Below are 26,157 nucleotides of genomic sequence, written 5' to 3'. Positions count from 1 at the left end.
ATGAACGACCACAACAACAAAATCGAGCTGGAAACTGCCATGACTACGACCACCATGACCATGATCCAGGCCCTGCGCTCGGCCATGGATGTGATGCTTGAGCGTGACGACAACGTCGTGGTGTTCGGCCAGGACGTGGGCTACTTCGGCGGCGTGTTCCGTTGCACCGAAGGCTTGCAGACCAAGTACGGCACCTCCCGCGTGTTTGACGCGCCGATTTCCGAAAGCGGTATCGTCGGCGTCGCCGTGGGCATGGGCGCCTACGGCTTGCGCCCGGTGGCCGAGATCCAGTTCGCCGACTACGTGTACCCGGCGTCGGACCAGATCATTTCCGAAGCCGCTCGCCTGCGTTATCGCTCGGCCGGAGAGTTCACCGCCCCGATGACCCTGCGCATGCCTTGCGGCGGCGGCATCTACGGCGGCCAGACCCACAGCCAGAGCATCGAGGCGATGTTCACCCAGGTGTGCGGTCTGCGCACGGTCATGCCGTCCAACCCTTACGACGCCAAAGGCCTGCTGATTGCCTCCATCGAAAACGATGACCCGGTGATCTTCCTTGAGCCAAAACGCCTGTACAACGGCCCGTTCGATGGCCATCACGACCGCCCGGTAACCCCATGGTCGAAACACCCGGCCGCGCAAGTGCCGGACGGTTACTACACCGTGCCGCTGGACGTCGCTGCCATCGCCCGTCCCGGCAAAGACGTGACCATCCTGACTTACGGCACCACTGTTTATGTGTCGCAAGTCGCCGCTGAAGAAACCGGCATCGACGCTGAAGTCATCGACCTGCGCAGCCTGTGGCCGCTGGACCTGGACACCATCGTCAAGTCGGTGAAGAAAACCGGCCGTTGCGTGATCGTTCACGAAGCGACTCGCACTTGTGGCTTTGGCGCCGAGTTGGTGGCGTTGGTACAGGAGCACTGCTTCCACTACCTGGAAGCGCCTATCGAACGCGTCACCGGTTGGGACACCCCCTACCCGCACGCGCAAGAGTGGGCGTATTTCCCTGGTCCGTCCCGAGTGGGCGCGGCTTTGCATCGGGTTATGGAGGTCTGAATGGGCACGCACGTTATTAAAATGCCGGACATTGGCGAAGGCATTGCAGAAGTTGAGTTGTCGGTATGGCACGTCAAGGTCGGTGACATGGTCGTCGAAGATCAGGTGCTGGCCGATGTGATGACCGACAAGGCGATGGTCGACATCCCTTCGCCGGTCCACGGCAAAGTGATCGCGCTGGGCGGTGTGCCTGGTGAAGTCATGGCGGTTGGCAGCATCCTGATCAGTATTGAAGTGGAAGGCGCCGGCAACGTTAAAGAGTCGGCGCAGCCTGCTCCCGTTAAAGAAGCGCCGGTTGCAGCGCCTAAAGTTGCAGCCGTGGTGGAAAGCAAACCGGTCGCCGCTGCTGCGCCGCGAGCCGCCGTTTGCCAGGGCCCGATGGTCGCCCGCGAAGCCGACGAACGTCCGCTGGCCTCTCCGGCCGTGCGCAAACACGCCCTGGACCTCGGCATTCAATTGCGCCTGGTACGTGGCAGCGGCCCTGCCGGTCGCGTATTGCACGAAGACCTCGACGCCTATCTGGCGCAAGATCAGTCGAATGCATCGACCGTGTCGTCCGCGTACGCCCAGCGTAACGATGAAGAGCAGATTCCGGTCATCGGCATGCGCCGCAAGATTGCCCAACGCATGCAGGACGCTACCCAGCGCGCCGCACACTTCAGCTATGTCGAAGAAATCGACGTGACTGCCGTTGAAGAACTGCGCGCGCACCTGAACGAAAAATACGGCGCAACCCGTGGCAAGCTGACCTTGCTACCGTTCCTGGTTCGCGCGCTGGTCGTCGCCCTGCGCGACTTCCCGCAGATCAACGCCCGTTACGACGACGAAGCCCAGGTCATCACCCGCCTCGGTGCGGTGCATGTGGGCATCGCCACCCAGGCCGACATCGGTTTGATGGTGCCGGTGGTGCGTCATGCCGAAGCCCGCAGCCTGTGGGACAACGCGGCCGAAATCTCCCGTTTGGCCACCGCCGCACGCAATGGCAAGGCTGGCCGCGATGAATTGTCTGGATCGAGCATTACCCTGACCAGCCTCGGCGCCTTGGGCGGTATTGTCAGCACGCCGGTGCTGAACCTGCCGGAAGTGGCGATTGTCGGCGTCAACAAGATCGTCGAACGCCCGATCGTGGTCAAAGGCCAGATCGTGATTCGCAAGATGATGAACCTCTCCAGTTCCTTCGATCACCGCGTGGTCGACGGCATGGACGCGGCGCAATTCATCCAGGCCGTTCGCGGCCTGCTCGAACAACCCGCCACCTTGTTTGTGGAGTAAGTCATGCAACAGACTTTGAATACCACGCTGCTGATCATCGGCGGTGGCCCTGGCGGTTATGTGACGGCGATCCGTGCCGGTCAACTGGGCATTGCAACCATTCTGGTGGAAGGCGAATCGCTGGGCGGTACCTGCCTGAACATCGGCTGCATCCCATCCAAAGCGTTGATCCACGTGGCTGAGCAGTTCCACCAGACGCAACACCACAGCCAGCACTCGACCTTGGGCATCAGCGTTTCGGCACCGACCCTCGACATCACCAAGAGCGTCGAATGGAAGGATGGCATCGTCGATCGCCTGACCACAGGCGTCGCGGCGCTGCTGAAAAAGAACAAAGTCCAGGTCATTCAAGGCTGGGCCAAGGTCGTTGACGGTAAAACCGTCGACGTCGGCGACACGCGCATTCAGTGCGAGCACCTGGTGCTGGCCACCGGGTCGAAAAGCGTGAACCTGCCGATGCTACCGATTGGCGGCCCGATCATCTCCTCCACCGAAGCCCTGGCGCCGACGTCCGTGCCAAAACGGCTGACCGTGGTCGGTGGCGGTTATATCGGTCTGGAACTGGGGATTGCCTATCGCAAGCTCGGCGCCGATGTCAGCGTGGTCGAGGCGCAAGAACGCATTCTGCCCGCCTACGACGCTGAACTGACCCAGCCAGTCCACGACGAACTGAAAAAGCTCGGCGTGAAGCTTTACTTGAAGCACAGCGTTCAAGGCTTTGACTCAGCAAGTAATTCATTGCAGGTACTGGGTCCGGATGGCGACACCCTGAACCTGGAAACAGATCAAGTTTTGGTGGCCGTGGGCCGCAAACCCAACACTCAGGGCTGGAACCTCGAAGCGCTGAACCTGGACATGAATGGCTCGGCGATCAAGATCGACCACCGCTGCCAGACCAGCATGCGCAACGTGTACGCCATCGGCGACCTGAGCGGCGAACCGATGCTCGCGCACCGGGCCATGGCTCAGGGCGAGATGGTGGCCGAACTGATCAGCGGTAAAACCCGCGAGTTCAACCCTACTGCCATTGCGGCCGTGTGCTTTACCGACCCGGAACTGGTGGTGGTCGGCCAGACCCCGGACGAGGCCAAGACCGCCGGTCTGGACTGTATCGTCGCAAGCTTCCCGTTCGCGGCCAATGGCCGGGCGATGACGCTGGAATCGAAAAGCGGCTTTGTGCGGGTTGTCGCTCGTCGGGACAATCATGTGATTGTCGGCTGGCAAGCGGTGGGTGTGGGGGTTTCCGAACTGTCTACGGCGTTCGCACAAAGCCTGGAAATGGGTGCACGGCTGGAAGACATCGGCGGCACCATCCATGCGCATCCGACGCTGGGCGAGGCTGTGCAGGAAGCGGCGCTGCGGGCCCTAGGCCACGCGTTGCATCTGTAAAAACAGACGCAAAACCCTGTAGCAGCTGACGAGCACCGCGAGACAGCGTCCGGCGACGAAGTCGTCGCAAAACCTGCCACCCAGTGCTTTCAGGCACACCGAGCCAGCTGGATTACGACGACTTCGTCGCCGGACGCTGCCTCGCGGTGCTCGACAGCTGCTACACCGGGACGTATCGATGGTCGCAGAGATCAAATTGCAGGCTGCGAAATGGGTCCGGAATGAAGTATTGTTGTCCCCATCCAAAAAACGTCAGAAGCCTTGAACCGTTTCGGCGGTTGTTCAGTGATAGAGGGTGTCATGGGTAACGAAAGCATCAATTGGGACAAGCTGGGTTTTGACTACATCAAGACAGACAAGCGTTTCTTGTCGTACTGGCGCAATGGCGAGTGGGACAAGGGCACCCTGACCGAAGACAACGTGCTGCACATCAGCGAAGGCTCCACGGCCCTTCACTATGGCCAGCAATGCTTCGAAGGCATGAAGGCCTATCGTTGCAAGGACGGTTCGATCAACCTGTTCCGCCCGGACCAGAACGCCCTGCGCATGCAGCGCAGCTGTGCTCGCCTGCTGATGCCGTTCGTCGAGACCGAACAGTTCATCGAAGCCTGCAAGGCAGTGGTTCGCGCAAACGAGCGTTTCATCCCGCCTTACGGCACCGGCGGCGCGCTGTACCTGCGTCCGTTCGTGATCGGCGTGGGTGACAACATCGGCGTGCGTACCGCCCCCGAGTTCATCTTCTCGATCTTCGCCATTCCGGTCGGCGCCTACTTCAAGGGCGGCCTGACCCCGCACAACTTCCTTATCTCCAGCTTCGACCGTGCCGCCCCACAAGGTACCGGCGCGGCCAAGGTCGGTGGCAACTACGCCGCCAGCCTGATGCCAGGTTCCCAGGCCAAAAAGGCGCACTACGCCGACTGCATCTACCTGGACCCGATGACCCACACCAAGATCGAAGAAGTCGGTTCGGCCAACTTCTTCGGGATCACCCACGACAACAAGTTCGTCACCCCGAACTCGCCATCGGTCCTGCCAGGCATCACCCGCCTGTCGCTGATCGAGCTGGCCAAATCGCGCCTGGGCCTGGAAGTGATTGAAGGTGACGTGTTCATCGACAAGCTTTCGGACTTCAAGGAAGCCGGCGCTTGCGGCACCGCGGCCGTGATCACCCCGATCGGCGGCATCAGCTACAACGACCACCTGCACGTGTTCCACAGCGAAACCGAAGTCGGCCCCGTCACCCAGAAGCTCTACAAAGAGCTGACCGGAGTACAGACTGGCGACATCGAAGCGCCAGCAGGCTGGATCGTCAAGGTTTGATCTGACGTTGCTGTTCGCTTGAACAAAAAAGCCCGGTTATCGATTGGATAGCCGGGCTTTTTTTCGTCTTCGGTTTGAGCAATGCCCCGGGGTAAACTTCAATCACTTACCCTTCCAACACGCTCTGCATCCGGCCAGAACAAGGCTGCCTGCCCCCGATGTTCGCCGTGCTCATCGATAAGCGTCCAGACTTTGCCTTCGTAAATCATGAAGGAATTGCCGTCCCTGTCCACCCGCCAGCCGCTATAGCCATGTGCAATTCCGTTGGCCGTGACCTGCTCCAGCAGTGTCTGGCGCATGGCTCGGTCCAACGGTGAAGCGCTGAACTTCGACGGCATACCCAGGAACTGCGAGAGATCGTATTTGAAACAGGCCAACGTCTGTTTATTGGCAAAGAAGAAACGCGGATCGTCTTCAGTGCCATGGGCTAACAGACTGTACGGCGCGTGCTCGTGCAACCAGTGCAAGCGTTCCGTTCCGGTTATTGACTCCGGGGCCGGCAGACCCTGGCCGGTCCAGTGCCGATAAGCATCGTCCAGCAGTTGAACAGCCGTATATTCGTTGTTTGGCGACACGCGCCCTCCCATAACATGGCGTTGGTGGTACGACGCGCCATAGCCTATCCAAACCGATCAGAAAAATCCTCAGCCCTCTCACCCCAATCGACAACTGTTCATTCTGCACAGGGACACTCAAACCGCTGGGCTAACATTCTCCCCGCTCGCCTTAGACAGAACATTAGCAACAAACGTATTGCAGTTATACAAGCCATCTGATCCGCCGCCGTATATTTGTTGCGTATTTTTTAGCACATCCCCTTCCACGCCAAGCGCAAACGCAATCCTGCTAAAAGTATTTAATTTATCCGACAGCAACTTATGACCGGTACAGGGAAAGTGTATTTTATACGTATCTCGATGCTGAAAAAATTCATCTGGCTTTGTATCAATCCGCTCGCTCAGGCGAAGCCCCATATTGTACCTATCATTATGCGAGACTAGACAATCCATTCTGCCAGCCTCAACCATTTCTATCCTGTTAAATGTACACTCACCTCCGCCGACGCCCTTTACAATCAGCATTGAGCTGTGCACAAGAAGATCATTGTGATGATGTTGACTTAGGCTATTTTTGATATTTGCCGTTCTAATGAGCACGTCGTTTTCTGAAATGAAGTCAATACTATCGATCTTCGTTGCGAACATTGCATTACTTAAAACTCTCTGCATCCTATTTATAGAGCACTCGTGATGAGGAATGGCAGTGGCAGCATCCAGGTCCATCTGCAACCCTTGCGCCGCATCGAGTGTTCTATCATTACCTATAGGTTGCGATATTGAATTTGTTTGTTGTGCATTACTTGAGTGGATACACATAAACCGTTCCTTTGAACGTTAATCGAAACACCTGATCAAGCAGGCTTGCCAATTCATTTGATCCTGATTTATCAAACAAGATTGTGCCACATAAAAAATCGGCGACGCTCGCGCCATTTACGACGATAGTTCAACCCAAGGGTGGCCGCGTTTGATTGCACAGAGAGACAATAGTATCCACATTTTTTTGCAATCTATCTGGATCATATTGTTGAACTTGAAATTTGCTGGGTTTTCCCAACCGCAAGCGTTCTGCCTTGAGGATGAGAGGGTTACTGTCAATATCAAACAGCTTCGCTATGCACTCCAGATCGACATTCCCCGATTCCATGTTGTCGAAGTGCGCATACATTTCATTCATATCAATTGGGATATGAGCCTTTTCCCGCATCCAGTCAGTGATCGAGACACTTCGAGTTACACCGCCACCGAGATCCGATTGGTAGAGAAAAGCCGGACGTATTTTTTCATCGCCGGCTGGGATATCAACTATATAAGCATGACCAAGCCCACCGTCCTGAACTCTCAGCAAGAAGTGTTTATCGACAGGTAATGAGTTCAGCTTGGACTTCAACATTGACAAATCCAGATTTTCCGCCTTCGAGTAACTGTATTTATTTTCTCGGTCGTCCAGAAAAAGCTTCATGATGTTATTCGCAGAAAGTCCGCATACGGGGTCGCGAAAAGTGCTGGCACCGCCTACCATCGCCTCTACCTCATGCAGAGGCATGCCCCATTCGGCAGCTCTTTGCTTGTTACCCTCATTAATAAAATCCATAGTTTTTTTTGGATCTCTTTGGAAGATCGGTACATCATCATTACTTTCATTAAAAAGGGTGTTTGCCTCAATATTACTCCCCGCGAGGCGGGCGAAATCCTGTAAAGATTTAGTTGATATATTTTGCAGGGAAACACTTTTTATTGCTGTAGCCTGTGTCGCATCCGGAACTGCTGATTGCGTCAAATAACTCGCCGCTTTACTCGTAGTTGAAATGATAATTTTGTTTCACCCTAGTCTGACTGCAGCGTTGTTTAATTAGCATCAAGCTGCTTCCCAAAACAGGGATGGATCCATGCCTGATGTTCGCCCAACGAGGGGCATTGTTTTGCTGCGAATCTTTTCGATAGGAAATTGGCAGCGCTCACCGATTATTCTGAACAAGCCAGGAGCGGATCGGCTTTCCTTTTTCGCTCCCCCCGAAGGAAACAATTGGCGCTCATCGAAGCGCTGCATGCGGGGCAGATGCGGGGGCTAGCCTGGGGTGTTTAAGTTTGAACCACTGAACAGGATTCGCCGCTGGTGACGTTAAACAACGTGATGGCGAAGCCCCACATGGAGTCAGCGATGCATGAGACGCGGGAGACGCGGGAGACGCGGGAGACGATGGCCACGATTGCGGTGCATTCACTGATGGCGTTGTCTGGGGATCGGCCGAAGAATTTGACGAATGCAGGGGGTGGCAAGGCTGAGTCTTACGGCGTTTGTTAGTCAGACTGCTCGCGAAAGGGCCACCAAATTCGATGAATATCTTTCAGGCCTGCTGTATCCGCCAAACGGTGTCGAAGCATCCCCTTCACCGAAGCAATTGACCGTCACGATACCCGCGCGAATTTCACGTGAAAGCTTGATAGCGTTGCGCAGATTGTCGGTGTAGACAGATGCCGCCAGTCCATATACCGAATCATTGGCCAGGGCGATGGCTTCGTCGATGGTGGTGAAGGTCGTGACCGCGAGCACCGGGCCGAAGATCTGATTCCGCACCGGTGCTATCGTCAGCATTTGCTGTGGTATGGCTGGGTGCGGAGTTGGATGCGCAGTTTTGGCAGGGTCAGTGCTGGTTACTGCCGGATCGCTTGTCTGTTGGCTTGCGACTCTGCAGCGAATTAATTCAGATCAGACCTCACTCAATCATCCCGAGTCAGCACTTCCAGCAACTCAATCTCGAAAATCAGGTTCGAATTCGGCGTGATCTTGCCCATCGTCCGTTCGCCATAGGCCAGATGCGCTGGCACCAACAGCTTGCGCTTGCCGCCAACCTGCATGCCGATGATCCCCTGATCCCACCCTTTGATAACGCGCCCGGTGCCAATCACACACTGGAACGGTTTGCCACGGCTGTAGGACGAGTCGAATTCAGTGCCGTCTTCCAGCCAACCACGGTATTGGGTGGTGATCAGTGCACCTTTTATGGCGGCTTTACCGTCGCCGGGCTGGAGGTCGATGATTTGCAGTTGTTCATTCATGACGATGTTGGTCTGTTTGCGGAATTCGAGGGACGTGGTTTTCCCAGAAAATCATCCTGCTTGCAACTCTTCAGATGCCTTTACCCGGATGGTGCGGCCGGGTGAACTAACATAAACACTTACTTACCCTGCGGTTTAATGCCCAATACTGATTACTCTCATTGTGTACCCGGACCCCGCGCCAAGCATGGAGCATGGACCGGCTGATCCATATAGCGGACCTGGCGATGTATGAGGCCAAGCGCAGCGGGAATAATCAGTATCGGTTGGCACCGAGAGCCCGGTGCGAGCTCCCGACCCATAGGGCTTAAACGCCCCACCAGGGTACTTCCTTCTGTTGCGATGATTCTGCACCTGACTGTACCGGGGATTGCGCCCCGGCCTGGCGTAGGCTGCGTGAACACATTCAGGACTAGCCGCCATGCACATTGCCATTCTGACCTTCGACGGTTTCAACGAACTGGATTCCCTGATCGCTTACGGCATGCTTAGCCGGGTGTCGCTGCTGGGGGACAAGGACTGGCGTGTGAGCATCGCTTCGCCGACGCCGCGTGTCACGTCCATGAATGGTTTGACCATCGATGCGCAGATTGATCTGGCCGAGGCTTGTCAGGCGGATGCTGTGCTGGTCGGCAGCGGGCGCAAGACCCGTGAAGTGGCTGAGGATCCGGCGATCATGGATCAACTGCGTTTCGATCCAGGCCGGCAGTTACTGGCTGCACAATGTTCTGGCACCTTTTTACTGGCAAAGCTCGGCTTGCTCGGCGACGCCCCCGCTTGTACCGACGCCATCAGCAAACCGTGGGTGCAGGCGGCTGGGGTAAATGTCGTCAATCAAGCGTTTTATGCCAATGGGAATGTCGCGACAGCGGGGGGTTGTTTGTCGGCGCAGTATTTGGCGGTGTGGTTTCTGGCTCGGCTCAAAGGCACTGAAGCGGCTCGGGAGGTGTTGCACAACTTCGCGCCGGTGGGCGAGAAGGATGAGTATGTGGCTCGGGGGATGGCGCATATCGAGGCATTTATCTGATTGCCTGGTTGCTCGTTCGGGCGCCATCGCGAGCGGGCTCGCTCCCACAATGGATCTAAATCGGGCACAAAATTTGTGTTCACTGAAGATCAAATGTGGGAGCGAGCCTGCTCGCGATGAGGTTTGTCAGTCAACACGGCTGACGCATCCCGCCGCAGCCTTTATCCTTGGCGCCCCGCCGTATCGAGTGTTGGAGTCAGCCATGCCCCATGAAGGGAACCTGTTGCAAGCCGCTGTCGTGTTTCTGTTCGCGGCAGTGCTCACCGTGCCCTTGGCCAAGCGCCTGCAATTGGGAGCCGTGCTGGGTTATCTGTTTGCCGGTGTCCTCATCGGGCCCTCGGTGCTGGGGCTGATCGGCAACCCGCAAAGTGTCAGCCACATTTCTGAACTCGGCGTGGTATTGCTGCTGTTCGTCATCGGCCTGGAACTGTCGCCGCGTCGCTTGTGGGTGATGCGCAAATCGGTGTTCGGCGTGGGGCTGGCGCAGGTGCTGCTGACGGGTTCGGTGATTGGTGTGCTGGCGCTTTTCGTCTTCGGTCAGCCGCTGAACAGCGCCATCGTGCTGGGCCTTGGCCTTGCGTTGTCGTCCACCGCGTTTGGCTTGCAAAGCCTGGCCGAACGAAAGGAACTGACCAGCCCTCACGGCCGGTTGGCGTTTGCGATTCTGCTGTTTCAGGACATCGCCGCGATCCCGCTGATTGCCATGGTGCCGCTGCTGGCGGGTGGCGATCATGCCAGCACGGCGGCCGACAATGTGAATCATGGTCTGCGGGTGTTGGGCAGCATTGCGGTGGTGGTGATCGGCGGACGCTATCTGCTGCGCCCGGTGTTTCGCGTGGTCGCCAAGACCCGTTTGCCGGAGGTGTCCACCGCCACGGCGCTGCTGGTAGTGATCGGTACCGCATGGCTGATGGACCTGGTCGGCGTGTCCATGGCGCTTGGCGCGTTCCTCGCCGGGTTGCTGCTGGCGGACTCTGAATACCGCCATGAACTGGAAGCGCAGATCGAACCGTTCAAAGGCCTGCTGCTGGGCCTGTTCTTCATCAGTGTCGGCATGGGTGCCAACTTGAGCCTGCTGCTCAGCGCGCCGATTGCCGTGCTCGGGCTGACGCTACTGCTGATCGCAATCAAATTGCCACTGCTGTTTATCGTCGGCCGATTGGCCGGTGGCTTGGGCAAAGTCAATGCGCTGCGTCTGGGCATCGTGTTGGCGGCCGGTGGTGAGTTCGCGTTTGTGGTGTTCAAGATCGGCCGCGACCAAGGCTTGTTCGAGCCGCACCTGTACGACTTGCTGGTGCTGACGATCACCCTGTCCATGGCAGTGACGCCGCTGCTGTTGCTGCTGTGCGCCCGGCTGTATTCGCCCAAGGTGCAACCGGTCGTGGTGCCGGAAACATTCCGCCAAATCGACACCGATGCGCCACGTGTGGTGATTGCCGGCATGGGCCGGATGGGTCAGATCGTGTCGCGAATTCTGCGGGCGCAAAACATCAAGTTCGTGGCGCTCGACACCTCCGTGGAAACCATCGAACTGTCCCGCAGTTTCGGTGGTGTGCCGGTGTTTTATGGCGACCCGATGCGCCCGGAAATCCTCAGCGCGGCCAAGGTCGAACAGGCGGAATATTTCATCATTGCCACCGATGATCCGGACACCAACATCAAGACCGCCGAGGTGGTGCACCGCTTGTACCCGCACATCAAAATCATCGCCCGGGCGCGTAACCGCCAGCATGTGCACCGCCTGGTGGACCTTGGTGCCGAGGCGATTCGCGAAACCTATTACTCGAGCCTGGAAATGAGCCGGCGCACGCTGGTTGGACTGGGACTGACCCAGGCCCAGGCCGATGCGCGGATCAAGCGTTTCCAGCATCACGATGAACAGGTGTTGGAGGCGCAGCACGCGGTGTATGACGATGCGGCGAAGGTGTTGCAGACTGCGCAGGAAGCGCGGGCGGAACTGGCTAAATTGTTTGAGTCGGATCAGCTGGAGGAGCAGGAAGCGGGGAAAGTTTAAGAAATGGAGTGCTACTTGGGCCGTCATCGCGAGCAGGCTCGTTCCCCCAGTGGGATACCACACAGCAAAACGCCGCTTCTACCAGAGGCAGAAGCGGCAGAGGCAATGAGCCTCAGCGGATCAATGCATGAACAGGGCGATCAGGATGATGATCGGGATTGGCACGCCAAGAAAGAACAAAAGTAATGAGCGCATGATGATTCTCCTGGGTTAGCGAACAGGTGGCAGCGAAGTAGTGGTGACGTAGGCGTCGGTTTCCACATACACCACGGCGTCCCGACGACGACCGCCATAGGTGGCGGCAAGGCTGGCGAAAAACGCACCGATCAGCAGTGCAATGAACATCCACAGCGAAGTCCAGGCAGCGACTTTAGCGGCGGTGTCAGCGGCTTGCTGGGCTGCCAGCTTGGCGTCGGCAATGGCTTTTTGCGTGCGGGCGTAGACTTCATCGACACGACGTTCGGCGTCGGCCTGGGTCAGGTTGGTGCGCTGGGCAACCATTTGTGCGAGATAGGTCCGGTCTTCGGCAGCTAATTGGCCGTTGCTCAAGCTACGAGCGAAGATGCGGGTCACCGTGCCACGCGCGGCTTCATCGCTGACCTCTGCGGGGCTATCGCTACGGAACAGGCTGTCGACGAAATAACCGTATTGGTCGCTGTCGGTTTTACCGGCAGCAGTGCCTGCGGCTTGAGTGGCCGCACTGGCTGCCCCGCCGACAACGTTTGCCCCGGCCTGCACGCCACCGCTGACAATACTGCTGACCGAGCCGACCACCAGGGTCGCGGTTACCAATGTCGCCACGCACCAGGCGAGGAAGCCATGGGCGGTATCACGGAAATACACTTCATCCCCGTGCATGTAGGCCCACTTGACCCGCAAGCGACCGGCAATGTAACCGCCGAGTCCGGAAGCCACGATTTGCGTCACCGCCAGCCATACGATGGTTGAGATGCCCAGGCCCTTGGCGCTGACGCCTTCATTGGCCCAGGGAGAGACCGCCGAAAAACCCAGGCCGAAACCGAGCAGCACCAGGATCAGCGACAACGCCGCCGCCGCAGCGGCCCCGGCGAAGATCGCCCCCCAGGACACACCCGAGAGCGTGCTGGTTTCTTCTGCGACGGGATAAAAACCATCAGAAGATCTATTCATTGTTGTATCGCTCCAGGCAGGAAAGATGGTGTTACAACTCTTCGACTGGACCATTGCAGTCACCGTGCCAGACCCGAAACTAAAATAAATTGTTATTTTTCAATAACCTATAAAGATTGAACTTCCTTTTCTCATGCAATTTGCAAGGAACACGTCAACACGACGGGTTTTCTGCATTGATTGAAATAGCCAGTGCATGAAGTTTTATTCAGGAAGCTATCGATCATTTCTTGGCAAAATGCTGCTCATCAGTGAGCACCGCAAATCAGGCCAACCTTATGACCCGCATCTTGACCATCGAAGACGACGCCGTGACCGCCCGGGAAATCGTCGCCGAATTGAGCAGCCACGGCCTCGATGTCGATTGGGTCGACAATGGCCGTGAAGGTCTTGCGCGTGCGGTCAGTGGTGACTACGACCTGATCACCCTCGACCGCATGCTGCCGGAGCTCGATGGCCTGGCGATTGTCACCACGCTGCGGACCATGGGCGTGGCCACGCCGATCCTGATGATCAGCGCCCTCTCCGACGTCGATGAGCGGGTGCGCGGTTTGCGCGCTGGCGGTGACGACTACCTGACCAAGCCGTTCGCCACCGATGAAATGGCCGCCCGCGTTGAAGTGTTGCTGCGCCGGCAGAACACCGTCACCGCGCAAGCCACCACACTGCGAGTGGCGGACCTTGAGCTCAACCTGATCAGCCACGAAGCCAGCCGCGCCGGCCTGCTGCTGACGCTGCTGCCGACCGAGTACAAACTGCTCGAATTCCTGATGCGCAACACCGGGCAGATTTTGTCGCGCATGATGATTTTCGAAGAGGTCTGGGGCTATCACTTCGACCCCGGCACCAACCTGATCGACGTGCACATCGGTCGTTTGCGCAAGAAGATTGATCAACAAGGTCAGGCCCCACTGATTCGGACCGTGCGAGGCTCGGGTTATGTCATTGCCGAACCCGTCTAACGGCTGGCGTTCCTCCAGCAGCCGCTTGCTGGCACTCTACAGTTCGCTGTTCGTGATCTGGAGCGCGATTCTCATGGGCGTCATGTACTACGAGGTGTCGTCTTACCTGGACAACCTGGCCAAACACTCGCTGATGCAGCGTCAGCATTTGTTTTCGCACTTTCAAGGAGAACAATTGGCGGACGCCCTCGCCGTGAGCATGACCTTCGACATTCGCGGCATCGACGCCTATGGCCTGTTCGATGCGGAGCACCGCTACCTCAGCGGTGCCCTGCGCCACATGCCCGAAGGCCTGCCGCTGGACGGCAAAATCCACATGCTCACCGACTGCGCCGACTCCGACGACCCGACCCTGCCCGCCGACAGCTGCGACGCGGTCGCGACCCAGACCCGGGACGGTCGCTGGCTGGTGCTGGTGCGTGACAACGGTTCGTTGTTTGCCGTCACCCGGATCATCCTGCATGCGTTGCTCTGGGGTGTCACGCTGACGATCATTCCAGGCATCGTCGGTTGGCACGTGTTGCGCCGCCGCCCCCTGCGGCGTATCCGCGCGATCCAGGCCAGCGCCGAAGCCATCGTCGCCGGTGATTTGACCCGACGCCTGCCCTTGTCCGACCGCCGCGATGAACTGGATATGCTCGCCGCCATCGTCAACGCCATGCTGGAACGCATCGAGCGGTTGATGCACGAGGTCAAGGGGGTCTGCGATAACATCGCCCACGACCTGCGCACCCCGTTGACGCGCCTGCGGGCGCAGCTGTACCGGATTCAGCAGCAGGCTGAAGACGGCTCGACGCTGGCCGTGCAACTGGATTCCGTGCTCGGTGAAGCAGACACCCTGATGGCGCGCTTTCGTGGGTTGCTGCGGATTTCCGAGTTGGAGGATCGCCAGCGCAGGTCAGGTTTTGTGCAACTGGACCCGGTGCCGTTGCTGCAAGAGCTGCACGACTTTTACCTGCCGCTGGCGGAAGAAGGAGAATTGATTTTCACCCTGCAATTGCCGACATCGTTGCCAGACCTCAACGGGGATCGGGCGCTGTTGTTCGAGGCCGTGGCGAATCTGCTGAGCAATTCGATCAAATTCACGCCGCCGGGGGGCGAGGTGATTTTGCGTGGGGTCAGTGAGGGCGGGTTTACGCGAATCGAAGTGCTCGACTCCGGCCCGGGCATCCCAGAAGCCGAGCGCGAGGCGGTGTTTCAGCGCTTCTATCGTGCTGAGGGGGGGCATCAGAAAAGCGGGTTTGGGTTGGGATTGTCGATCGTCGCGGCGATTGCCAGCCTGCATGGGTTTGCGCTTGAAGTGGGCAGCAGCGAACTCGGTGGCGCACGGTTGGTGCTTGATTGCAAAAACTCAGCCCTGACACAACCCTTGTAGCAGCTGCCGAGCCTGCGAGGCTGCGTTCGGCTCGGTCCGCGCTCGGGCGAAGCAGTCGTGAAATCAGACAACGCGGTGTATCTGACAGACCGCGTGCTCTGGTTTTACGACTGCTTCGCAGCCGAGCGCAGCCTCGCAGGCTCGGCAGCTGCTACAGGGTCAACTCGTATTTCTAGGCTGGGTAATTGGCCCGCAATGCCTCCAGCCCACCCTGATAAATCCCGCTAAACAACGCCACCACTTCTTCCTCACTCACACCCACCGGCTCAAACCGCCCCGACCACGTTACCCGAGCCCCCTGCCCCTGCACTTCGACCTTGATCGTCGCCAGATACGCCGTAGCCGGAAACGGCGCCTGCTCAATCGAATAGCTGTACGTCTTCCCGACGTTATCAAACGCCTCAAGCCGCTCAACGATCGCCGCGCCGTCCGCCGTTTGCAGGCTACGCACCCGTCCGCCTTCACTCAATTCGCTTTGCGGAATAAATGGCAGCCAGTCCGGCAGCGAGTTGAAGCCGCCAATCAATTGCCACACTTCATCGGCCGAAGCCGGGATATCGGTAAACGCTGATGCAGTTGCCATGTAATGCTCTCTCTTAATCAAAAAAAATCAAATCGCCATGCTGTCGACGACACCGCCGTCGACGCGTAATGCCGCGCCCGTAGTGGCCGAGGACAGCGGTGAAGCGATGTACGCCACAAGATTCGCAACCTCTTCGACATCCGCCACGCGCTGGATGATCGACGTCGGCCGCGCCTTGAGCACAAACGCATCAGCCTCTTCGCGAACGCTGCGACCGGATGCGGCGGTGGCGTCCTTGAGCATCTGCTCCAGGCCATCGGTCAACGTCGGGCCGGGCAGGATCGCATTGACTGTCACACCAGTGCCCGCCAGGCGTTTGGCCAGGCCATGGGACACCGCCAGGTTAGCGCTTTTGGTCACGCCATAGTTGAGCATGTCGGCGGGGATCGAGATGCCAGATTCCGAGGACACGAAGATCACCCGGCCCCAACCCTGCTTGACCATGTCCGGCACGTAATGTCGGGACAGGCGCACGCCGGAGATCACGTTGACCTCATAGAAGCGCGTCCACTCGCTGTCGGGCGTGTCGAAAAAATCCACGTCGTTAAAGATGCCGAGGTTGTTCACCAAGATGTCCGCACGCGGCTCGGCGGCGAACAGAACCTCGGCGCCTTCGGCGGTGCCCAGGTCGGCGGTGAGACCACGCAACTGCGCACCGGGCACACTCTGACGAATGCTCGCCAGCGCCTGGTCGACCTTGGCCGTTTCGCGTCCGATCACCACCACCGTGGCACCGGATTCGGCGAGCGCCTTGCTGATGCCCAAGCCAATGCCGGCAGTGCTGCCGCTGACAATGGCGAGTTTTCCACTCAGATCGATCTTCATGTTCAAACTCCTGTGATTGGCAATGGCGCGCGGTCGGACACCAGTTTTGCGTCACGCATTGCTTGCCAAAAAGCTGGGGGAATTACCGCCGACAGTGCGGCAACGTCTTCAGCTATCCGCTCTGGACGGCTGGACCCTGGAATCACCGCCGCCACCGCCGGGTTGGCCAACGAAAACTGCAACGCCGCGGCCTTGATATCGACACCGTGTGCGGCGGCGATACGTTTGATGTGCTCGACTTTATTGATGATCGCCGGGCTGGCCTGCTGGTATTCGAAGTGTGTGCCCCCAGCCAGAATGCCCGAGCTGTAAGGACCACCGACCACGATCTCGACGTTCTGCGCCAACGCGGCGTCCATCAGACGCTGCAAGGCACGGTCGTGGTCCAGAAGAGTGTAGCGACCCGCCAGCAGAAAACCGTCCGGCTGTGCTTCGGTGAGATCAAGGGTCAACTCGCACGGCTCGACCTTGTTCACGCCCAGGCCCCAGCCCTTGATGACGCCTTCTTCGCGCAAACGGGTCAGCACTTTGAACGCGCCGGTGCGGGCCTGGTTGAAATATTCCAGCCATTGATCACCGTAAAAGTCCTGCGCGATGTCATGCACCCAGACGATGTCCAGACGGTCGGTTTGTAGACGCTTGAGGCTGTCTTCAATGGAACGCAGCGTCGCATCGGCGCTGTAGTCGTTGACGATCTTGTTCGGTAAGCCGTGTTCGAACACCCCGCTCTTCTCGCCCAAGTCACGGGCTGCTGCGTCTTCGACTTCATCAAGAATGACCCGGCCGACCTTGCTGCTCAGCACATAGTCATCGCGGTTGTACTTCGCCAGTGCGTTACCCAAGCGGATTTCCGACAGACCCGAACCGTAAAACGGTGCGGTGTCGAAGTAACGTACGCCGGCATCCCAAGCGGCGTGCACAGTGGCCAGCGCCTCTTCTTCAGGGATGGCGCGGAACATGTTGCCCAAGGGCGCGGTGCCGAAACCCAGCGCGCCGGGCAGTTTGTCTTTCAAGCTCATGATTCAATCCTCGTCAGTTTCATTGGCCAGTTGCCTGACCGTTGAGCAGATCCTAGATTGCGGCGGTCGGACCGTCCAAGACATAATGTGCAGCACTTAAGTCCCTATAGGTCTTACATGATCGACATCCGCCAATTGCGCTACTTCGTCGCCGTCGCCGAAGAGGAACACGTCGGTCGCGCCGCCGAACGCCTGCACATTTCCCAGTCGCCCCTGAGCCGGCAGATCGCCCAGCTCGAAGAACGCCTGGGCCTGACCCTGTTCGAACGCAGCCAGCAACGCATCCGCCTGACCCGCGACGGCCAGACCTTCCTCGCCGAAACCCGCGCCCTGCTGACCCACGCCAATCGCCTTGAATCCCTCGGCAAACGCCTCGGTCGCGGCGAAGAAGGCGGCTTGTGCATCGGCTACATCGAGAACGCCATGCACGCCGGCGTGCTGCCGAATGCCTTGCGCGTGCTGCGCGTCGACCGGCCGAACGTGCATGTCGCGCTGTACAACCTGAGCTCCGCCGAACAACTCGAAGGCCTTCGCCAGCGTAGTCTGGATATCGCCCTGGTCAGCGAACCACCCGTCGCCGAGGACCCGGATTTGCTGGGCTTTCAAGTACTGGACGACCCGATGTTGCTGGCGCTGCCGGAGCACCATCCCCTCGCCCATCAGTCGGCACTGACCCCGGCGGACCTGGCCGATCAGGAATGGATCGGCGTGCAACACCGGCAAAACGTCACCAGCCGCGACGACTTCGTCAGCGCCTGCATCCGCGCCGGATTCACCCCGGACATCCGCATGGAAGCCACCGAACCCTTCACGGCGTTGGGGCTGGTAGCGTCGGGGTTGGGGATTGCGATGATTCAGAAGGGTTTGAGCAGGAATGCACCACCGGGCGTGGTGCTGCGGGAAGTACCGTGGATTTCGTTTACCACGCCATTGTGGGCGGCGTGGCACCGGATCAATTTGCGGCCGTTGGTGGAGACGTTCAGGAAGGTACTGACGGAGCCCGGGACGGCTCAATGATCGTTCCCACGCTCCGCGTGGGAATGCCTCAAGGGACGCTCCGCGTTCCAGCTTTCGAACGGGACGCAGAGCGTCCGGGGCTGCATTCCCACGCAGAGCGTGGGAACGATCACTGCGTCAAGCGTTCTGCGGATCGACGTTATCCAGCATCCGGTTCACCGCCAGTTCCCCCAACATGACGGACTGTTGAATGCCGAGCACGGTATGGCGCTGCGGGCCGCTCAACTGCCCCGCGAAATCACTCAACATGACACTCGCTGACGCCAATGACTCACAGGCATTGACCAACAAGGTTTCGTCATCGGTCTCGGGGGCGACGAAGAAAATCGTGCTGGGTTTGCGTGGGGTGTCTTTGGGAATGACCGGTTTGAGGTAGTAATCGAGGGCACGGTCGGCGGCGTTGTTGAGCTTTTTGGCATCGGTGGATTCGTAGGGGGAAACGTCGTCGGTTTCGGGTGGGTTGGGTGTGATCTTGAACATAGTGAAACTCCTACAATTAATGGAGCCACCTGGACCTGTCGCTAAACAAGAAAGGGTGGCGGCTGCACGCAGGTTAGCGAACCGGGTGTAGGCGCCCGGCAGACCCGAAGGTCTCCCGCGCACAGCCGCCATGACATCAATCGCAGACGTGAACATTCTGCAAGAGAGTTTGGAGCGCTGCTGCGCCTACAAAGGTTCGGGTCGCTAAACCCGATCGCTGATTTGTCAGCGACCCGGAAACGATAAAGTCCAGGCCCAAGGCGCACAAGCCGGCGGATTCTGGCGCAGTCGTAGGTAACGGCGCAAGGATGTGTAGCCTGAGAGAGTATCTGGAGATGTGTGTTAAACATCACCGTTTAATGACCAATTCAGGATTGATGCTTTACTGAACAGACCCAAAAAACCTGCGAGCAATCCCCATGAACCGCAATGACCTGCGCCGCGTGGACATGAACCTGTTGGTGATTTTCGAAACATTGATGTTCGAGAAAAACCTCACCCGCGCCGGGGAGAAGCTGTTCCTCGGTCAGCCCGCTGTCAGTGCTTCGCTGGCGAAGTTGCGCGATCTGTTCGACGACGCGTTGCTGGTGCGCAATGGTCGAACACTGGAGCCAACCCCGCGTGCGCTGGCGATTCTCAAGGAGTTGCAACCGGCGATGGACACTATTTCCGGTGCGGTCAGCCGGGCCAAGGATTTCGACCCGGCCACCAGTCGTGATGTGTTTCGCATCGGCCTGTCCGACGACGCCGAGTTCGGTCTGTTTCCGCCGTTGCTCAAGCAGATTCGCGAGGAGGCGCAGAACGTTGTGGTGGTGGTGCGGCGGGTGAATTTTCTGCTGATGTCATCAATGCTCGCCAGCGGCGAGATTTCGGTCGGGATCAGCTACACCACGGAGCTGCCGGCCAACGCCAAGCGCAAGAAGTTGCGCGACTTGAGCGTGAAGATTTTGCGCGGCGATGACCGGCCCGGGCCTCTGACGCTGGACGAGTTCTGCGACCGGCCCCATGCACTGGTGTCGTTTTCCGGGGACTTGACCGGGGCCATCGACAATGACCTGGCGCGAATCGGTCGTTCACGGCGGGTGGTCTTGGCGGTGCCGCAATTCGCCGGTTTGCGTTCCTTGCTGGCCGGCACCGATATGCTCGCCTCGGTGCCGGATTATGCCGCGTGTGCGTTGATCGAAGGCAGCAGCCAGTTGCGTGCCGACGACCCGCCGTTTGACATTGTGCTGTCCGAACTGTCCATGGTCTGGAACGGCGTCAACGATAACGATCCGGCAGAACGCTGGTTGCGTTCGAAAATTGCACACCACATGTCGGCTCCGCTGCCGGGACATGCAGCGACGTGAACGCTGTCGGTTGGGTCTCGCGCAGGTACACCGGCAAGTCCGTGACCGGTGGCATGGCCGGGATTTCGAAGTACATCTGGACCACCCAGCCCCGGTGATAGCTGGCGTGGTTGACCACGTGCATCAGCATCGCGCCGGCACTCATGGTGCCGCTTTCGCCTGAGACAAACGTGAACTCGACGGGTTTATCCAGCGACGCCTCGGTTTGCCGCTCGCTCCAATCGCAGTACCAGTGATCGATCTCCCGTTGCGCCATGCGCAGTTCGCCAAGGTCGGCATGCAACAGATCATGGGAGGTTTTGAAGCCGTGCCCTCGGCCTTCGAGGTGAGCTTGCCAGATGCAGTCCACTACGTAGATGTGGTTCAGGGTGCCGATCATGTTTTTGAACACCGACACGCGTTCTTTACCGACCTCCCCCGCCGGCAATGCGGCCAGGCTGTCAAAGAGGCGCTGGTCGGCCCAGTTTTTGTAATCGGCAAGCATGCGGGCAGTGCGTACGTTGATCATGAGAGATCTCCCATGGTGGTGGGCGCACTGCAAAGCATAGCCCGCGCAGTGAATGGCATCGCAAACGCTGATCATCGGTACCAGTGCCTGGCGCAATCAACCGCTGCGTTTTAAACGATATTGCGGCGATAAGGAACTCCTGTCGACCGCCGCGCATCCTAAACTAAGAGGTACTTCTTAATTGCTGCACGCTTTCAGAGGACACCGTCATGCGCCGACTGATTATTATCTCCTCCCTGTTGCTGTGTTTACCCTTCGGTTCAGCAATGGCCAAAGTGGATGCGGAAGATGTTGCCACTTCAGCCGGGGTTTCAGCTTCGCTGTACTCGACGTTCAAGGATGACAAACTGATGATTCCCGCCCGGGATGACGCCTCGAGCTTTGTTGCCAGTGGCGGTGAGATTCGCGGGGTTTATCTGGAGTCGGTACTGAAAAAAATCCGTCAGGACAATCCCGGCCTCAATGCCAGCGATGAAGACCTGGCCCGAGCCATCCTGATTCAGGAAGGCAATGCTACCGGCCAATGAAGGCTGAAAAATAGCGGTGGGGCTTGTGACACATGACGAGCGTTTCCGGCCCTACTTCGCTCGCTTACCGGATAAGCGCGCCCACCCGGCGACTAATTGCGCACTGATACTGACCCCGCCACAGACCACGATCACCACGTCATGTGCATCGGTGATGGCGGGATGATCCAGATACGCGACCGCTAATGAAACTCCGCATGCCGGTTCCACCAATTGGCGCATGTCTCTGGCGAAACGAACCACGCCCATGATTGCGTCCTCATCGCTGAGCACCACGCACTGGTAAGCAAACTCCTTGATGTGCTGCACCGGCCAGGCCGCGACTTGCGCGGCACCGAGCGAGGTCGCCACGGTGTCGATGCGCGCAAACCTGACGGGATGCCCGGCCTCCACGGCAGCGGCAAACGATGCAGCGCCCTCGGTTTCACAGGCGATGATCCGGCAGTCCGTGCGGCCATGGCGAATCAACCCGGTGAGGATTCCCGCCAGTAAACCGCCGCCACCCACCGATGTCACAATCGCATCCACTTGAGGACACACTTCCAAGACTTCATCCACCAGCGTGCTGTGCCCTTCCCACAACACCGGGTGATCGAAGGCCGGCACGTATTCGGTGTCCGCGTCTTGCGAGAGTTCTCTTGCCCGTTGATTGGCTTCGTCCCAGACCTTACCGTGGACAATGACTTCAGCGCCGGTTTTCCGGATCCTGGCGCGGGTCGTCTCAGGGGTCGTGTGCGGCACCACAATGCAGGCGTTCAGCCCCAGGCTGGCGGCGGCAATCGCAGTGGCAAAACCGGCGTTGCCGCCTGATGGACAAACAACCCGGCGTTTTCCCTGCGCCTTGGCCTGACTGCACAGAAGCCCCATGCCACGCAGCTTGAACGAACCACTGGGTTGCAGGTTTTCCATCTTGAGCCAGATCCGCCGGGTCGGGGTCGACAGGCCCCAATGCAGAATCAACGGCGTTTTGATGTGCAGCATCGCGAGTGTCCAAAAGGTGAACGGCTCTTCTCCAAGTTTAGTTCACCCTGCACTCCGGCCACCGTTACCGAGTTGAACGCATGAGCAGCATCGGTTATCTAAACTGAACAGGACCATTTTTATGACGAGGTGCTCATGAAAATCTCCCCCGGACTGGCGATTTTCGCCATCGTCGGCACCCTCGCCTACCTGGGCCTGGCGGTGTGGGGGATGGGCGGGTTTGCGGCGTATTTTGCGCATGCGTCGCTGGTGGCAGTTGCCTTGGCAACACTGGTGATGACTGTGGCTTCGCTGTTCACCGAGGTCAACTTGAGTTCCGGCGAGCGTGAAGACCGGGCCAATCGCTGGGTGCTTCCGGCATTCGGCGTGATTGGATTACTCAGCGGGTTCCTGCCGGCCTACACCGACCGGATCGACTTTTGGACCTTCGGTGGTGAAGGCCTGCGCTGGATCGGCGCATTGCTGTTCATCGTAGGCGGCGCGCTGCGCTTGTGGCCCGTGTTCGTGTTGGGCAAGCGGTTCAGCGGGTTGGTGGCGATTCAGCCGGGGCACAGGCTGGTCACCGACGGGATTTATCGGCACCTGCGCAATCCCAGCTACCTGGGGATGCTGGTGATTGCGGTGGGATGGGCGCTGGCGTTTCGTTCGGGTGTGGGGCTGTTGCTGACGGCGTTGATGGTGATCCCGTTGATTGCGCGGATTCGCGCTGAAGAAGCGCTGTTGAGGGCGCAGTTTGGTGGTGAATATGACGAGTATTGCGCCAACACCTGGCGGCTGATACCCGGACTCTATTAACGAGTACAAAGAACCATTGTGGGAGCGAGCCGGCTCGCGATAGCCGTGGTTCAGTCACATCAATTGCGCCTGATCCACCGCTATCGCGAGCAGGCTCGCTCCCACAGTTAGAATTGTTTGAGGCGCAGATGGTGGTCGGGATTCACAGATGTGGTCACCGACTGATATCCGGCCAATGTGGCATGCGCCGTCTGAATCGGATGTTCATGCGTCTCGGTGATGATCACCAGATCCGCCCCCGCCGCTTCCGCCGCCTGAATGCCTACGGCGGCATCTTCAAAGATCAAACATTGCGTCACCTCAACACCCAGCCGTTTCGCCGCCAGCCGATACCCCGCTGGATCAGGCTTACCCGCGCTGACATCTTCGGCTGTCACCATGACTTCAGGCTCTGGAATCCCCGCCGCCGCCATCCGGCGCAAGGCCAGTGCCCTTGGTGCGGAAGTGACAATTGCCCATTGGCCTGTCGGCAACGACTGAAGGAAAGCCTTCGCACCACGAACCTCGACAATCCCTTCCACATCCTCGATTTCCGCCTGGGTTATCCACGCTGCCTCTGCCTCGGCATCTACCCCCGGCAAACCCTGGCGATTGACCGTGTCGATGGCGCGGGCACCGTGAATGGTCGGCAGGAAGGACGCGACATCCACCCCGTGGCGCAAGGCCCAGATCGTCCAGATCCGCTCGGCGGCGGCGATGGAATTGAGCACGGTGCCGTCCATATCGAACAGGAAGGCGCGATAGGCTGTATTGAAAACGGATGGTTGAGCAGACAAGGATCAGCTTCCTCTCGCAAAGGCCAGGCAGGCATGCCTGGCAATGTAGCATTTACCCGCGAGAGGGGCTCAAACGGTGCAATAACGTTTCAACTGACGGGCTTGGACTTCAAGGCGCCTTCGACGCAGTCCAGCAATTGGCCAAGTGCCCAAGGCTTTTTGATAAACGAGACTGAATGCCTGACACCGGCGCTTTGCGGTGTTTCGAAACCGGACATGATCATGATCGGCTTGTCTGGCCAGCGGTCGCCAAACTGATTGGCCAGGTCTGCGCCGTTGAGCGTGCCCGGCATAGTGATGTCGGTGAGCAACAAACGGACATTGTCCGCGTTCTGCTCCAGGTAGGCTGAAGCGGCATCCGCACTAATCTGTGGTTGAACCACGAACCCTTCGTCCTGGAGAATTTCGCAGAGAAACTCCAGGATCAGCGGGTCGTCTTCGACCACCAGAATCAACCCGCCAGAAACGTTCGTGCCTACCGTCGATACTGGCCCCATGATTTTGCCACTCCTTGATTACACCTAAGATTTTCGCGCTCTAAAACCGCTGTCTATCAAGTATGAGCAGCAGTCTTGGCGGAAATTCATTTTTGATATGCAGAGGCTACGAATCATTCTCGGCGTTTGGACGCTGGTACCGCGCGGGGCTACTTAATTGTGGTTAAAATGCCGCCCCCTCAAACTGCCGACCCTGCCCGATGAACTCAGACGCGCTTTCCACCCTCCACGCCCACCTGCTGATGGCCCTGGCAACGGCCCCCGCAGAAACCCGTCGGCTGTTTCACGGCCGTGGCCGCTGCTGGCCGGGGCTGGAGCAGTTGACCGTCGACTGGCTGCAGGGCGTGGTGCTGGTTGCGCTGTTCAAAGAGCCGGAACCGTCGCAGCTGGAAGATTTGAAACGACTGTTGATGCAAATCACCCAGTCACCCGAGTGGGCCCAATCAGGCGCGCATACCTTATTGCTGCAACATCGCTACCTGCTGCAAAGCACCACCGAATGGCTGCTGGGCGAGGTGATCGATGAAATGACCATCACCGAGGGCGGCTTGCACTATCGCGTGGACCTGGGCCGCAAGCAGAACACCGGCCTGTTTCTCGACATGCGTTACGGCCGCGACTGGGTGCGGGCCCATGCCCAGGGCAAGCGCGTGTTGAACCTGTTTGCCTACACCTGCGGCTTTTCGGTCGCCGCCATCGAAGGTGGCGCCGAGCACGTGGTCAATCTGGACATGTCCAGCCCGGCCCTGAGCCGGGGTCGCGACAATCATCGACTCAACGGGCACGACTTGAGCCAGGTGAGTTTTCTCGGCCACGACCTGTTCAAATCCTGGGGCAAGGTGATTGGCAAGGGGCCTTATGACTTGGTGATCATCGACCCGCCATCCTTTCAGAAAGGCAGTTTTTTGCTGACCAAGGACTACCAGCGCGTGCTGCGTCGGTTGCCGGAACTGCTCAGCCCACAGGGCACAGTCCTGGCCTGCATGAACGACCCGGCGTTCGGTCCAGACTTCCTCATCGACGGCGTCACGCGCGAAGCACCGAGCCTGCGCTTTGAACAGCGACTGGAGAACCCACCGGAGTTCCCGGATGCCGATGCTGAATGCGGGTTGAAAGCGCTGGTGTTCACACTGGGGGATTGAGCCCGCTCCCACACTGCTTACTCCTCCAGCACCAGCAGCGGCGTGCCTTTCTTCACAATGTACGTCGCCAGCTCTGAGGCTTTTGCGCCACCCACATTCTTCGCCACATGCGCCGTGCCTGCGGGGATGTACAGCGAATCGCCGGCCTTGAGCGTGACCGGTGGCCGACCCTCCAGTTGATACTCAAACGTACCGTCGATGACGTAAGCGACTTCCACGCCCGGATGTGAATGCTTGGGTGAGACCACACCGGCATCGAAATCGACACGCACCTGAATCACCTCACGTTCGGCGACGTCCAGGTCCTGACGCACCAGGTCTGTACGGTGGAGCCCTGACTGCCAGTTTTTTCCAGGCTGCGCTTCAGGGCCTGCCTCGGCAGCCTGCGAAAAACTCGCGAAAGTAACCAGTGTGACAGCGGCGAGCGCAATGCCGAACCGGGTGTTGCGGGAAGTGATACGGGACATCGCA

General features: G+C 58.7%; 27 protein-coding genes and 1 pseudogene. 13 read left to right on the top strand and 15 right to left on the bottom strand.

Annotation, left to right across the window (positions count from 1 at the left end):
• The 4 genes from J2Y56_RS23995 (at position 1) to J2Y56_RS23980 (ending at position 5,040) form a co-directional block, all read left to right on the top strand.
• Positions 1–1,059 (top strand): alpha-ketoacid dehydrogenase subunit beta, encoded by a 1,059-nt coding sequence (locus J2Y56_RS23995; RefSeq protein WP_007948485.1) that lies wholly within the window; start codon positions 1–3, stop codon positions 1,057–1,059.
• Positions 1,060–2,331 carry a dihydrolipoamide acetyltransferase family protein gene (locus J2Y56_RS23990; RefSeq protein ID WP_310353075.1) on the top strand — a complete coding sequence of 424 codons (1,272 nt, stop codon included), beginning with the start codon at positions 1,060–1,062 and terminating at the stop codon, positions 2,329–2,331. It begins immediately after the preceding gene.
• Between the two features lie 3 nt (positions 2,332–2,334).
• A complete protein-coding gene (gene lpdA, locus J2Y56_RS23985) occupies positions 2,335–3,720 on the top strand; it encodes a dihydrolipoyl dehydrogenase (RefSeq protein ID WP_007948487.1) in 1,386 nt (461 codons plus the stop codon).
• Between the two features lie 300 nt (positions 3,721–4,020).
• Positions 4,021–5,040 carry a branched-chain amino acid aminotransferase gene (locus J2Y56_RS23980; protein ID WP_007948490.1) on the top strand — a complete coding sequence of 340 codons (1,020 nt, stop codon included), beginning with the start codon at positions 4,021–4,023 and terminating at the stop codon, positions 5,038–5,040.
• Between the two features lie 98 nt (positions 5,041–5,138).
• On the opposite strand, the gene J2Y56_RS23975 is transcribed toward J2Y56_RS23980, so the two are convergent.
• The 5 genes and pseudogenes from J2Y56_RS23975 to J2Y56_RS23955 all read right to left on the bottom strand — a co-directional run bounded on the left by J2Y56_RS23975 (position 5,139) and on the right by J2Y56_RS23955 (position 8,660).
• The gene (locus J2Y56_RS23975) at positions 5,139–5,627 is read right to left on the bottom strand and encodes an MEKHLA domain-containing protein (protein ID WP_050550233.1); all 489 of its coding nucleotides are present in this window, start codon (positions 5,625–5,627) and stop codon (positions 5,139–5,141) included.
• A 105-nt stretch (positions 5,628–5,732) separates the two neighbouring features.
• Positions 5,733–6,416 carry a hypothetical protein gene (locus J2Y56_RS23970; RefSeq protein WP_007948492.1) on the bottom strand — a complete coding sequence of 228 codons (684 nt, stop codon included), beginning with the start codon at positions 6,414–6,416 and terminating at the stop codon, positions 5,733–5,735.
• A gap of 130 nt (positions 6,417–6,546) precedes the next feature.
• On the bottom strand, positions 6,547–7,380 hold the full coding sequence (locus J2Y56_RS23965; protein ID WP_310353070.1) for a cycle-inhibiting factor: 834 nt from the start codon (positions 7,378–7,380) through the stop codon (positions 6,547–6,549).
• Positions 7,381–7,959: 579 nt separating this feature from the next.
• A pseudogene (locus J2Y56_RS23960) lies at positions 7,960–8,175 on the bottom strand (aldehyde dehydrogenase family protein); the annotation flags it as partial.
• 146 nt (positions 8,176–8,321) lie between these two features.
• Complete coding sequence (locus J2Y56_RS23955) at positions 8,322–8,660, bottom strand: FKBP-type peptidyl-prolyl cis-trans isomerase (protein WP_007948495.1); 339 nt, start codon at positions 8,658–8,660, stop codon at positions 8,322–8,324.
• A gap of 421 nt (positions 8,661–9,081) precedes the next feature.
• Between J2Y56_RS23955 and J2Y56_RS23950 the strand changes: the two genes are divergently transcribed.
• Together J2Y56_RS23950 and J2Y56_RS23945 are read left to right on the top strand one after the other, a co-directional pair.
• Positions 9,082–9,687: a DJ-1/PfpI family protein gene (locus J2Y56_RS23950; RefSeq protein WP_007948496.1), complete on the top strand. Its 606-nt coding sequence runs from the start codon at positions 9,082–9,084 to the stop codon at positions 9,685–9,687.
• Between the two features lie 202 nt (positions 9,688–9,889).
• On the top strand, positions 9,890–11,701 hold the full coding sequence (locus J2Y56_RS23945) for a monovalent cation:proton antiporter-2 (CPA2) family protein (RefSeq protein WP_310353066.1): 1,812 nt from the start codon (positions 9,890–9,892) through the stop codon (positions 11,699–11,701).
• A gap of 210 nt (positions 11,702–11,911) precedes the next feature.
• Here the strand turns inward: J2Y56_RS23945 and J2Y56_RS23940 are convergent, their stop codons facing one another.
• On the bottom strand, positions 11,912–12,850 hold the full coding sequence (locus tag J2Y56_RS23940; RefSeq protein ID WP_007948498.1) for a hypothetical protein: 939 nt from the start codon (positions 12,848–12,850) through the stop codon (positions 11,912–11,914).
• A 278-nt stretch (positions 12,851–13,128) separates the two neighbouring features.
• On the opposite strand from J2Y56_RS23940, the gene J2Y56_RS23935 reads away from it, so the two are divergent.
• Positions 13,129–13,812, top strand: coding sequence for a response regulator transcription factor (locus J2Y56_RS23935; RefSeq protein ID WP_007948499.1), 684 nt, complete (start codon positions 13,129–13,131; stop codon positions 13,810–13,812).
• Positions 13,790–15,187, top strand: a complete 1,398-nt coding sequence (locus tag J2Y56_RS23930) for a HAMP domain-containing sensor histidine kinase (protein WP_310353062.1) — start codon at positions 13,790–13,792, stop codon at positions 15,185–15,187. The genes J2Y56_RS23935 and J2Y56_RS23930 overlap by 23 nt, the downstream gene beginning before the upstream one ends.
• Positions 15,188–15,359: 172 nt before the next feature.
• Here J2Y56_RS23930 and J2Y56_RS23925 read toward each other — a convergent pair whose 3' ends face one another.
• The 3 genes from J2Y56_RS23925 to J2Y56_RS23915 are packed head-to-tail and all read right to left on the bottom strand — an operon-like array spanning position 15,360 to position 17,614.
• Positions 15,360–15,770 carry an SRPBCC family protein gene (locus J2Y56_RS23925; protein ID WP_310336219.1) on the bottom strand — a complete coding sequence of 137 codons (411 nt, stop codon included), beginning with the start codon at positions 15,768–15,770 and terminating at the stop codon, positions 15,360–15,362.
• Between the two features lie 27 nt (positions 15,771–15,797).
• The gene (locus J2Y56_RS23920) at positions 15,798–16,595 is read right to left on the bottom strand and encodes an SDR family oxidoreductase (protein ID WP_310336220.1); all 798 of its coding nucleotides are present in this window, start codon (positions 16,593–16,595) and stop codon (positions 15,798–15,800) included.
• A 2-nt stretch (positions 16,596–16,597) separates the two neighbouring features.
• Positions 16,598–17,614, bottom strand: a complete 1,017-nt coding sequence (locus tag J2Y56_RS23915; protein WP_310353058.1) for an aldo/keto reductase — start codon at positions 17,612–17,614, stop codon at positions 16,598–16,600.
• 117 nt (positions 17,615–17,731) lie between these two features.
• Between J2Y56_RS23915 and J2Y56_RS23910 the strand changes: the two genes are divergently transcribed.
• Entirely contained in the window at positions 17,732–18,631 is a 900-nt protein-coding gene (locus tag J2Y56_RS23910; protein WP_007948372.1) for a LysR substrate-binding domain-containing protein, read from the top strand.
• Positions 18,632–18,748: 117 nt separating this feature from the next.
• Here J2Y56_RS23910 and J2Y56_RS23905 read toward each other — a convergent pair whose 3' ends face one another.
• Positions 18,749–19,111: a DUF6124 family protein gene (locus tag J2Y56_RS23905; RefSeq protein ID WP_007948370.1), complete on the bottom strand. Its 363-nt coding sequence runs from the start codon at positions 19,109–19,111 to the stop codon at positions 18,749–18,751.
• 419 nt (positions 19,112–19,530) lie between these two features.
• On the opposite strand from J2Y56_RS23905, the gene J2Y56_RS23900 reads away from it, so the two are divergent.
• Positions 19,531–20,460 carry a LysR substrate-binding domain-containing protein gene (locus J2Y56_RS23900; protein ID WP_007948369.1) on the top strand — a complete coding sequence of 310 codons (930 nt, stop codon included), beginning with the start codon at positions 19,531–19,533 and terminating at the stop codon, positions 20,458–20,460.
• On the opposite strand, the gene J2Y56_RS23895 is transcribed toward J2Y56_RS23900, so the two are convergent.
• Positions 20,372–20,968: a DinB family protein gene (locus J2Y56_RS23895; protein WP_007948368.1), complete on the bottom strand. Its 597-nt coding sequence runs from the start codon at positions 20,966–20,968 to the stop codon at positions 20,372–20,374. The two genes, J2Y56_RS23900 and J2Y56_RS23895, sit on opposite strands and share 89 nt — an antisense overlap.
• 209 nt (positions 20,969–21,177) lie before the next feature.
• On the opposite strand from J2Y56_RS23895, the gene J2Y56_RS23890 reads away from it, so the two are divergent.
• A complete protein-coding gene (locus tag J2Y56_RS23890) occupies positions 21,178–21,495 on the top strand; it encodes a DUF2388 domain-containing protein (RefSeq protein WP_310353055.1) in 318 nt (105 codons plus the stop codon).
• A gap of 51 nt (positions 21,496–21,546) precedes the next feature.
• Here J2Y56_RS23890 and J2Y56_RS23885 read toward each other — a convergent pair whose 3' ends face one another.
• A complete protein-coding gene (locus J2Y56_RS23885) occupies positions 21,547–22,476 on the bottom strand; it encodes a pyridoxal-phosphate dependent enzyme (protein WP_310353053.1) in 930 nt (309 codons plus the stop codon).
• Positions 22,477–22,611: 135 nt separating this feature from the next.
• Here J2Y56_RS23885 and J2Y56_RS23880 point away from each other — a divergent pair, with 135 nt between their 5' ends.
• Positions 22,612–23,271 (top strand): isoprenylcysteine carboxylmethyltransferase family protein, encoded by a 660-nt coding sequence (locus J2Y56_RS23880; protein WP_007948347.1) that lies wholly within the window; start codon positions 22,612–22,614, stop codon positions 23,269–23,271.
• Between the two features lie 107 nt (positions 23,272–23,378).
• On the opposite strand, the gene J2Y56_RS23875 is transcribed toward J2Y56_RS23880, so the two are convergent.
• Together J2Y56_RS23875 and J2Y56_RS23870 are read right to left on the bottom strand one after the other, a co-directional pair.
• Positions 23,379–24,047 carry an HAD-IA family hydrolase gene (locus tag J2Y56_RS23875; protein ID WP_310353050.1) on the bottom strand — a complete coding sequence of 223 codons (669 nt, stop codon included), beginning with the start codon at positions 24,045–24,047 and terminating at the stop codon, positions 23,379–23,381.
• A gap of 89 nt (positions 24,048–24,136) precedes the next feature.
• Entirely contained in the window at positions 24,137–24,544 is a 408-nt protein-coding gene (locus tag J2Y56_RS23870) for a response regulator (protein ID WP_007948345.1), read from the bottom strand.
• 200 nt (positions 24,545–24,744) lie between these two features.
• Here J2Y56_RS23870 and J2Y56_RS23865 point away from each other — a divergent pair, with 200 nt between their 5' ends.
• Positions 24,745–25,686, top strand: a complete 942-nt coding sequence (locus J2Y56_RS23865) for a class I SAM-dependent methyltransferase (protein WP_007948344.1) — start codon at positions 24,745–24,747, stop codon at positions 25,684–25,686.
• Positions 25,687–25,703: 17 nt separating this feature from the next.
• Here J2Y56_RS23865 and J2Y56_RS23860 read toward each other — a convergent pair whose 3' ends face one another.
• Positions 25,704–26,153, bottom strand: a complete 450-nt coding sequence (locus J2Y56_RS23860) for a cupin domain-containing protein (RefSeq protein ID WP_007948342.1) — start codon at positions 26,151–26,153, stop codon at positions 25,704–25,706.
• Between the last annotated feature and the right edge of the window lie 4 nt (positions 26,154–26,157).

This window comes from Pseudomonas sp. BE134, assembly GCF_031456105.1.
Taxonomy (GTDB): Bacteria; Pseudomonadota; Gammaproteobacteria; order Pseudomonadales; family Pseudomonadaceae; genus Aquipseudomonas.
The sequence above is the reverse complement of the archived record's forward strand: the minus strand, read 5'-3'. Positions and strand labels throughout refer to the sequence as shown.

Bases quoted from the DNA above. Each gene is read 5' to 3' on its own strand.
- J2Y56_RS23995 (WP_007948485.1), top strand. From the start codon at position 1: ATGAACGACCACAACAACAAAATCGAGCTGGAAACTGCCATGACTACG.
- J2Y56_RS23990 (WP_310353075.1), top strand. From the start codon at position 1,060: ATGGGCACGCACGTTATTAAAATGCCGGACATTGGCGAAGGCATTGCA.
- lpdA (WP_007948487.1), top strand. From the start codon at position 2,335: ATGCAACAGACTTTGAATACCACGCTGCTGATCATCGGCGGTGGCCCT.
- J2Y56_RS23980 (WP_007948490.1), top strand. From the start codon at position 4,021: ATGGGTAACGAAAGCATCAATTGGGACAAGCTGGGTTTTGACTACATC.
- J2Y56_RS23975 (WP_050550233.1), bottom strand. From the start codon at position 5,627: ATGGGAGGGCGCGTGTCGCCAAACAACGAATATACGGCTGTTCAACTG.
- J2Y56_RS23970 (WP_007948492.1), bottom strand. From the start codon at position 6,416: ATGTGTATCCACTCAAGTAATGCACAACAAACAAATTCAATATCGCAA.
- J2Y56_RS23955 (WP_007948495.1), bottom strand. From the start codon at position 8,660: ATGAATGAACAACTGCAAATCATCGACCTCCAGCCCGGCGACGGTAAA.
- J2Y56_RS23950 (WP_007948496.1), top strand. From the start codon at position 9,082: ATGCACATTGCCATTCTGACCTTCGACGGTTTCAACGAACTGGATTCC.
- J2Y56_RS23945 (WP_310353066.1), top strand. From the start codon at position 9,890: ATGCCCCATGAAGGGAACCTGTTGCAAGCCGCTGTCGTGTTTCTGTTC.
- J2Y56_RS23940 (WP_007948498.1), bottom strand. From the start codon at position 12,850: ATGAATAGATCTTCTGATGGTTTTTATCCCGTCGCAGAAGAAACCAGC.
- J2Y56_RS23935 (WP_007948499.1), top strand. From the start codon at position 13,129: ATGACCCGCATCTTGACCATCGAAGACGACGCCGTGACCGCCCGGGAA.
- J2Y56_RS23930 (WP_310353062.1), top strand. From the start codon at position 13,790: ATGTCATTGCCGAACCCGTCTAACGGCTGGCGTTCCTCCAGCAGCCGC.
- J2Y56_RS23925 (WP_310336219.1), bottom strand. From the start codon at position 15,770: ATGGCAACTGCATCAGCGTTTACCGATATCCCGGCTTCGGCCGATGAA.
- J2Y56_RS23920 (WP_310336220.1), bottom strand. From the start codon at position 16,595: ATGAAGATCGATCTGAGTGGAAAACTCGCCATTGTCAGCGGCAGCACT.
- J2Y56_RS23915 (WP_310353058.1), bottom strand. From the start codon at position 17,614: ATGAGCTTGAAAGACAAACTGCCCGGCGCGCTGGGTTTCGGCACCGCG.
- J2Y56_RS23910 (WP_007948372.1), top strand. From the start codon at position 17,732: ATGATCGACATCCGCCAATTGCGCTACTTCGTCGCCGTCGCCGAAGAG.
- J2Y56_RS23905 (WP_007948370.1), bottom strand. From the start codon at position 19,111: ATGTTCAAGATCACACCCAACCCACCCGAAACCGACGACGTTTCCCCC.
- J2Y56_RS23900 (WP_007948369.1), top strand. From the start codon at position 19,531: ATGAACCGCAATGACCTGCGCCGCGTGGACATGAACCTGTTGGTGATT.
- J2Y56_RS23895 (WP_007948368.1), bottom strand. From the start codon at position 20,968: ATGATCAACGTACGCACTGCCCGCATGCTTGCCGATTACAAAAACTGG.
- J2Y56_RS23890 (WP_310353055.1), top strand. From the start codon at position 21,178: ATGCGCCGACTGATTATTATCTCCTCCCTGTTGCTGTGTTTACCCTTC.
- J2Y56_RS23885 (WP_310353053.1), bottom strand. From the start codon at position 22,476: ATGCTGCACATCAAAACGCCGTTGATTCTGCATTGGGGCCTGTCGACC.
- J2Y56_RS23880 (WP_007948347.1), top strand. From the start codon at position 22,612: ATGAAAATCTCCCCCGGACTGGCGATTTTCGCCATCGTCGGCACCCTC.
- J2Y56_RS23870 (WP_007948345.1), bottom strand. From the start codon at position 24,544: ATGGGGCCAGTATCGACGGTAGGCACGAACGTTTCTGGCGGGTTGATT.
- J2Y56_RS23865 (WP_007948344.1), top strand. From the start codon at position 24,745: ATGAACTCAGACGCGCTTTCCACCCTCCACGCCCACCTGCTGATGGCC.
- J2Y56_RS23860 (WP_007948342.1), bottom strand. From the start codon at position 26,153: ATGTCCCGTATCACTTCCCGCAACACCCGGTTCGGCATTGCGCTCGCC.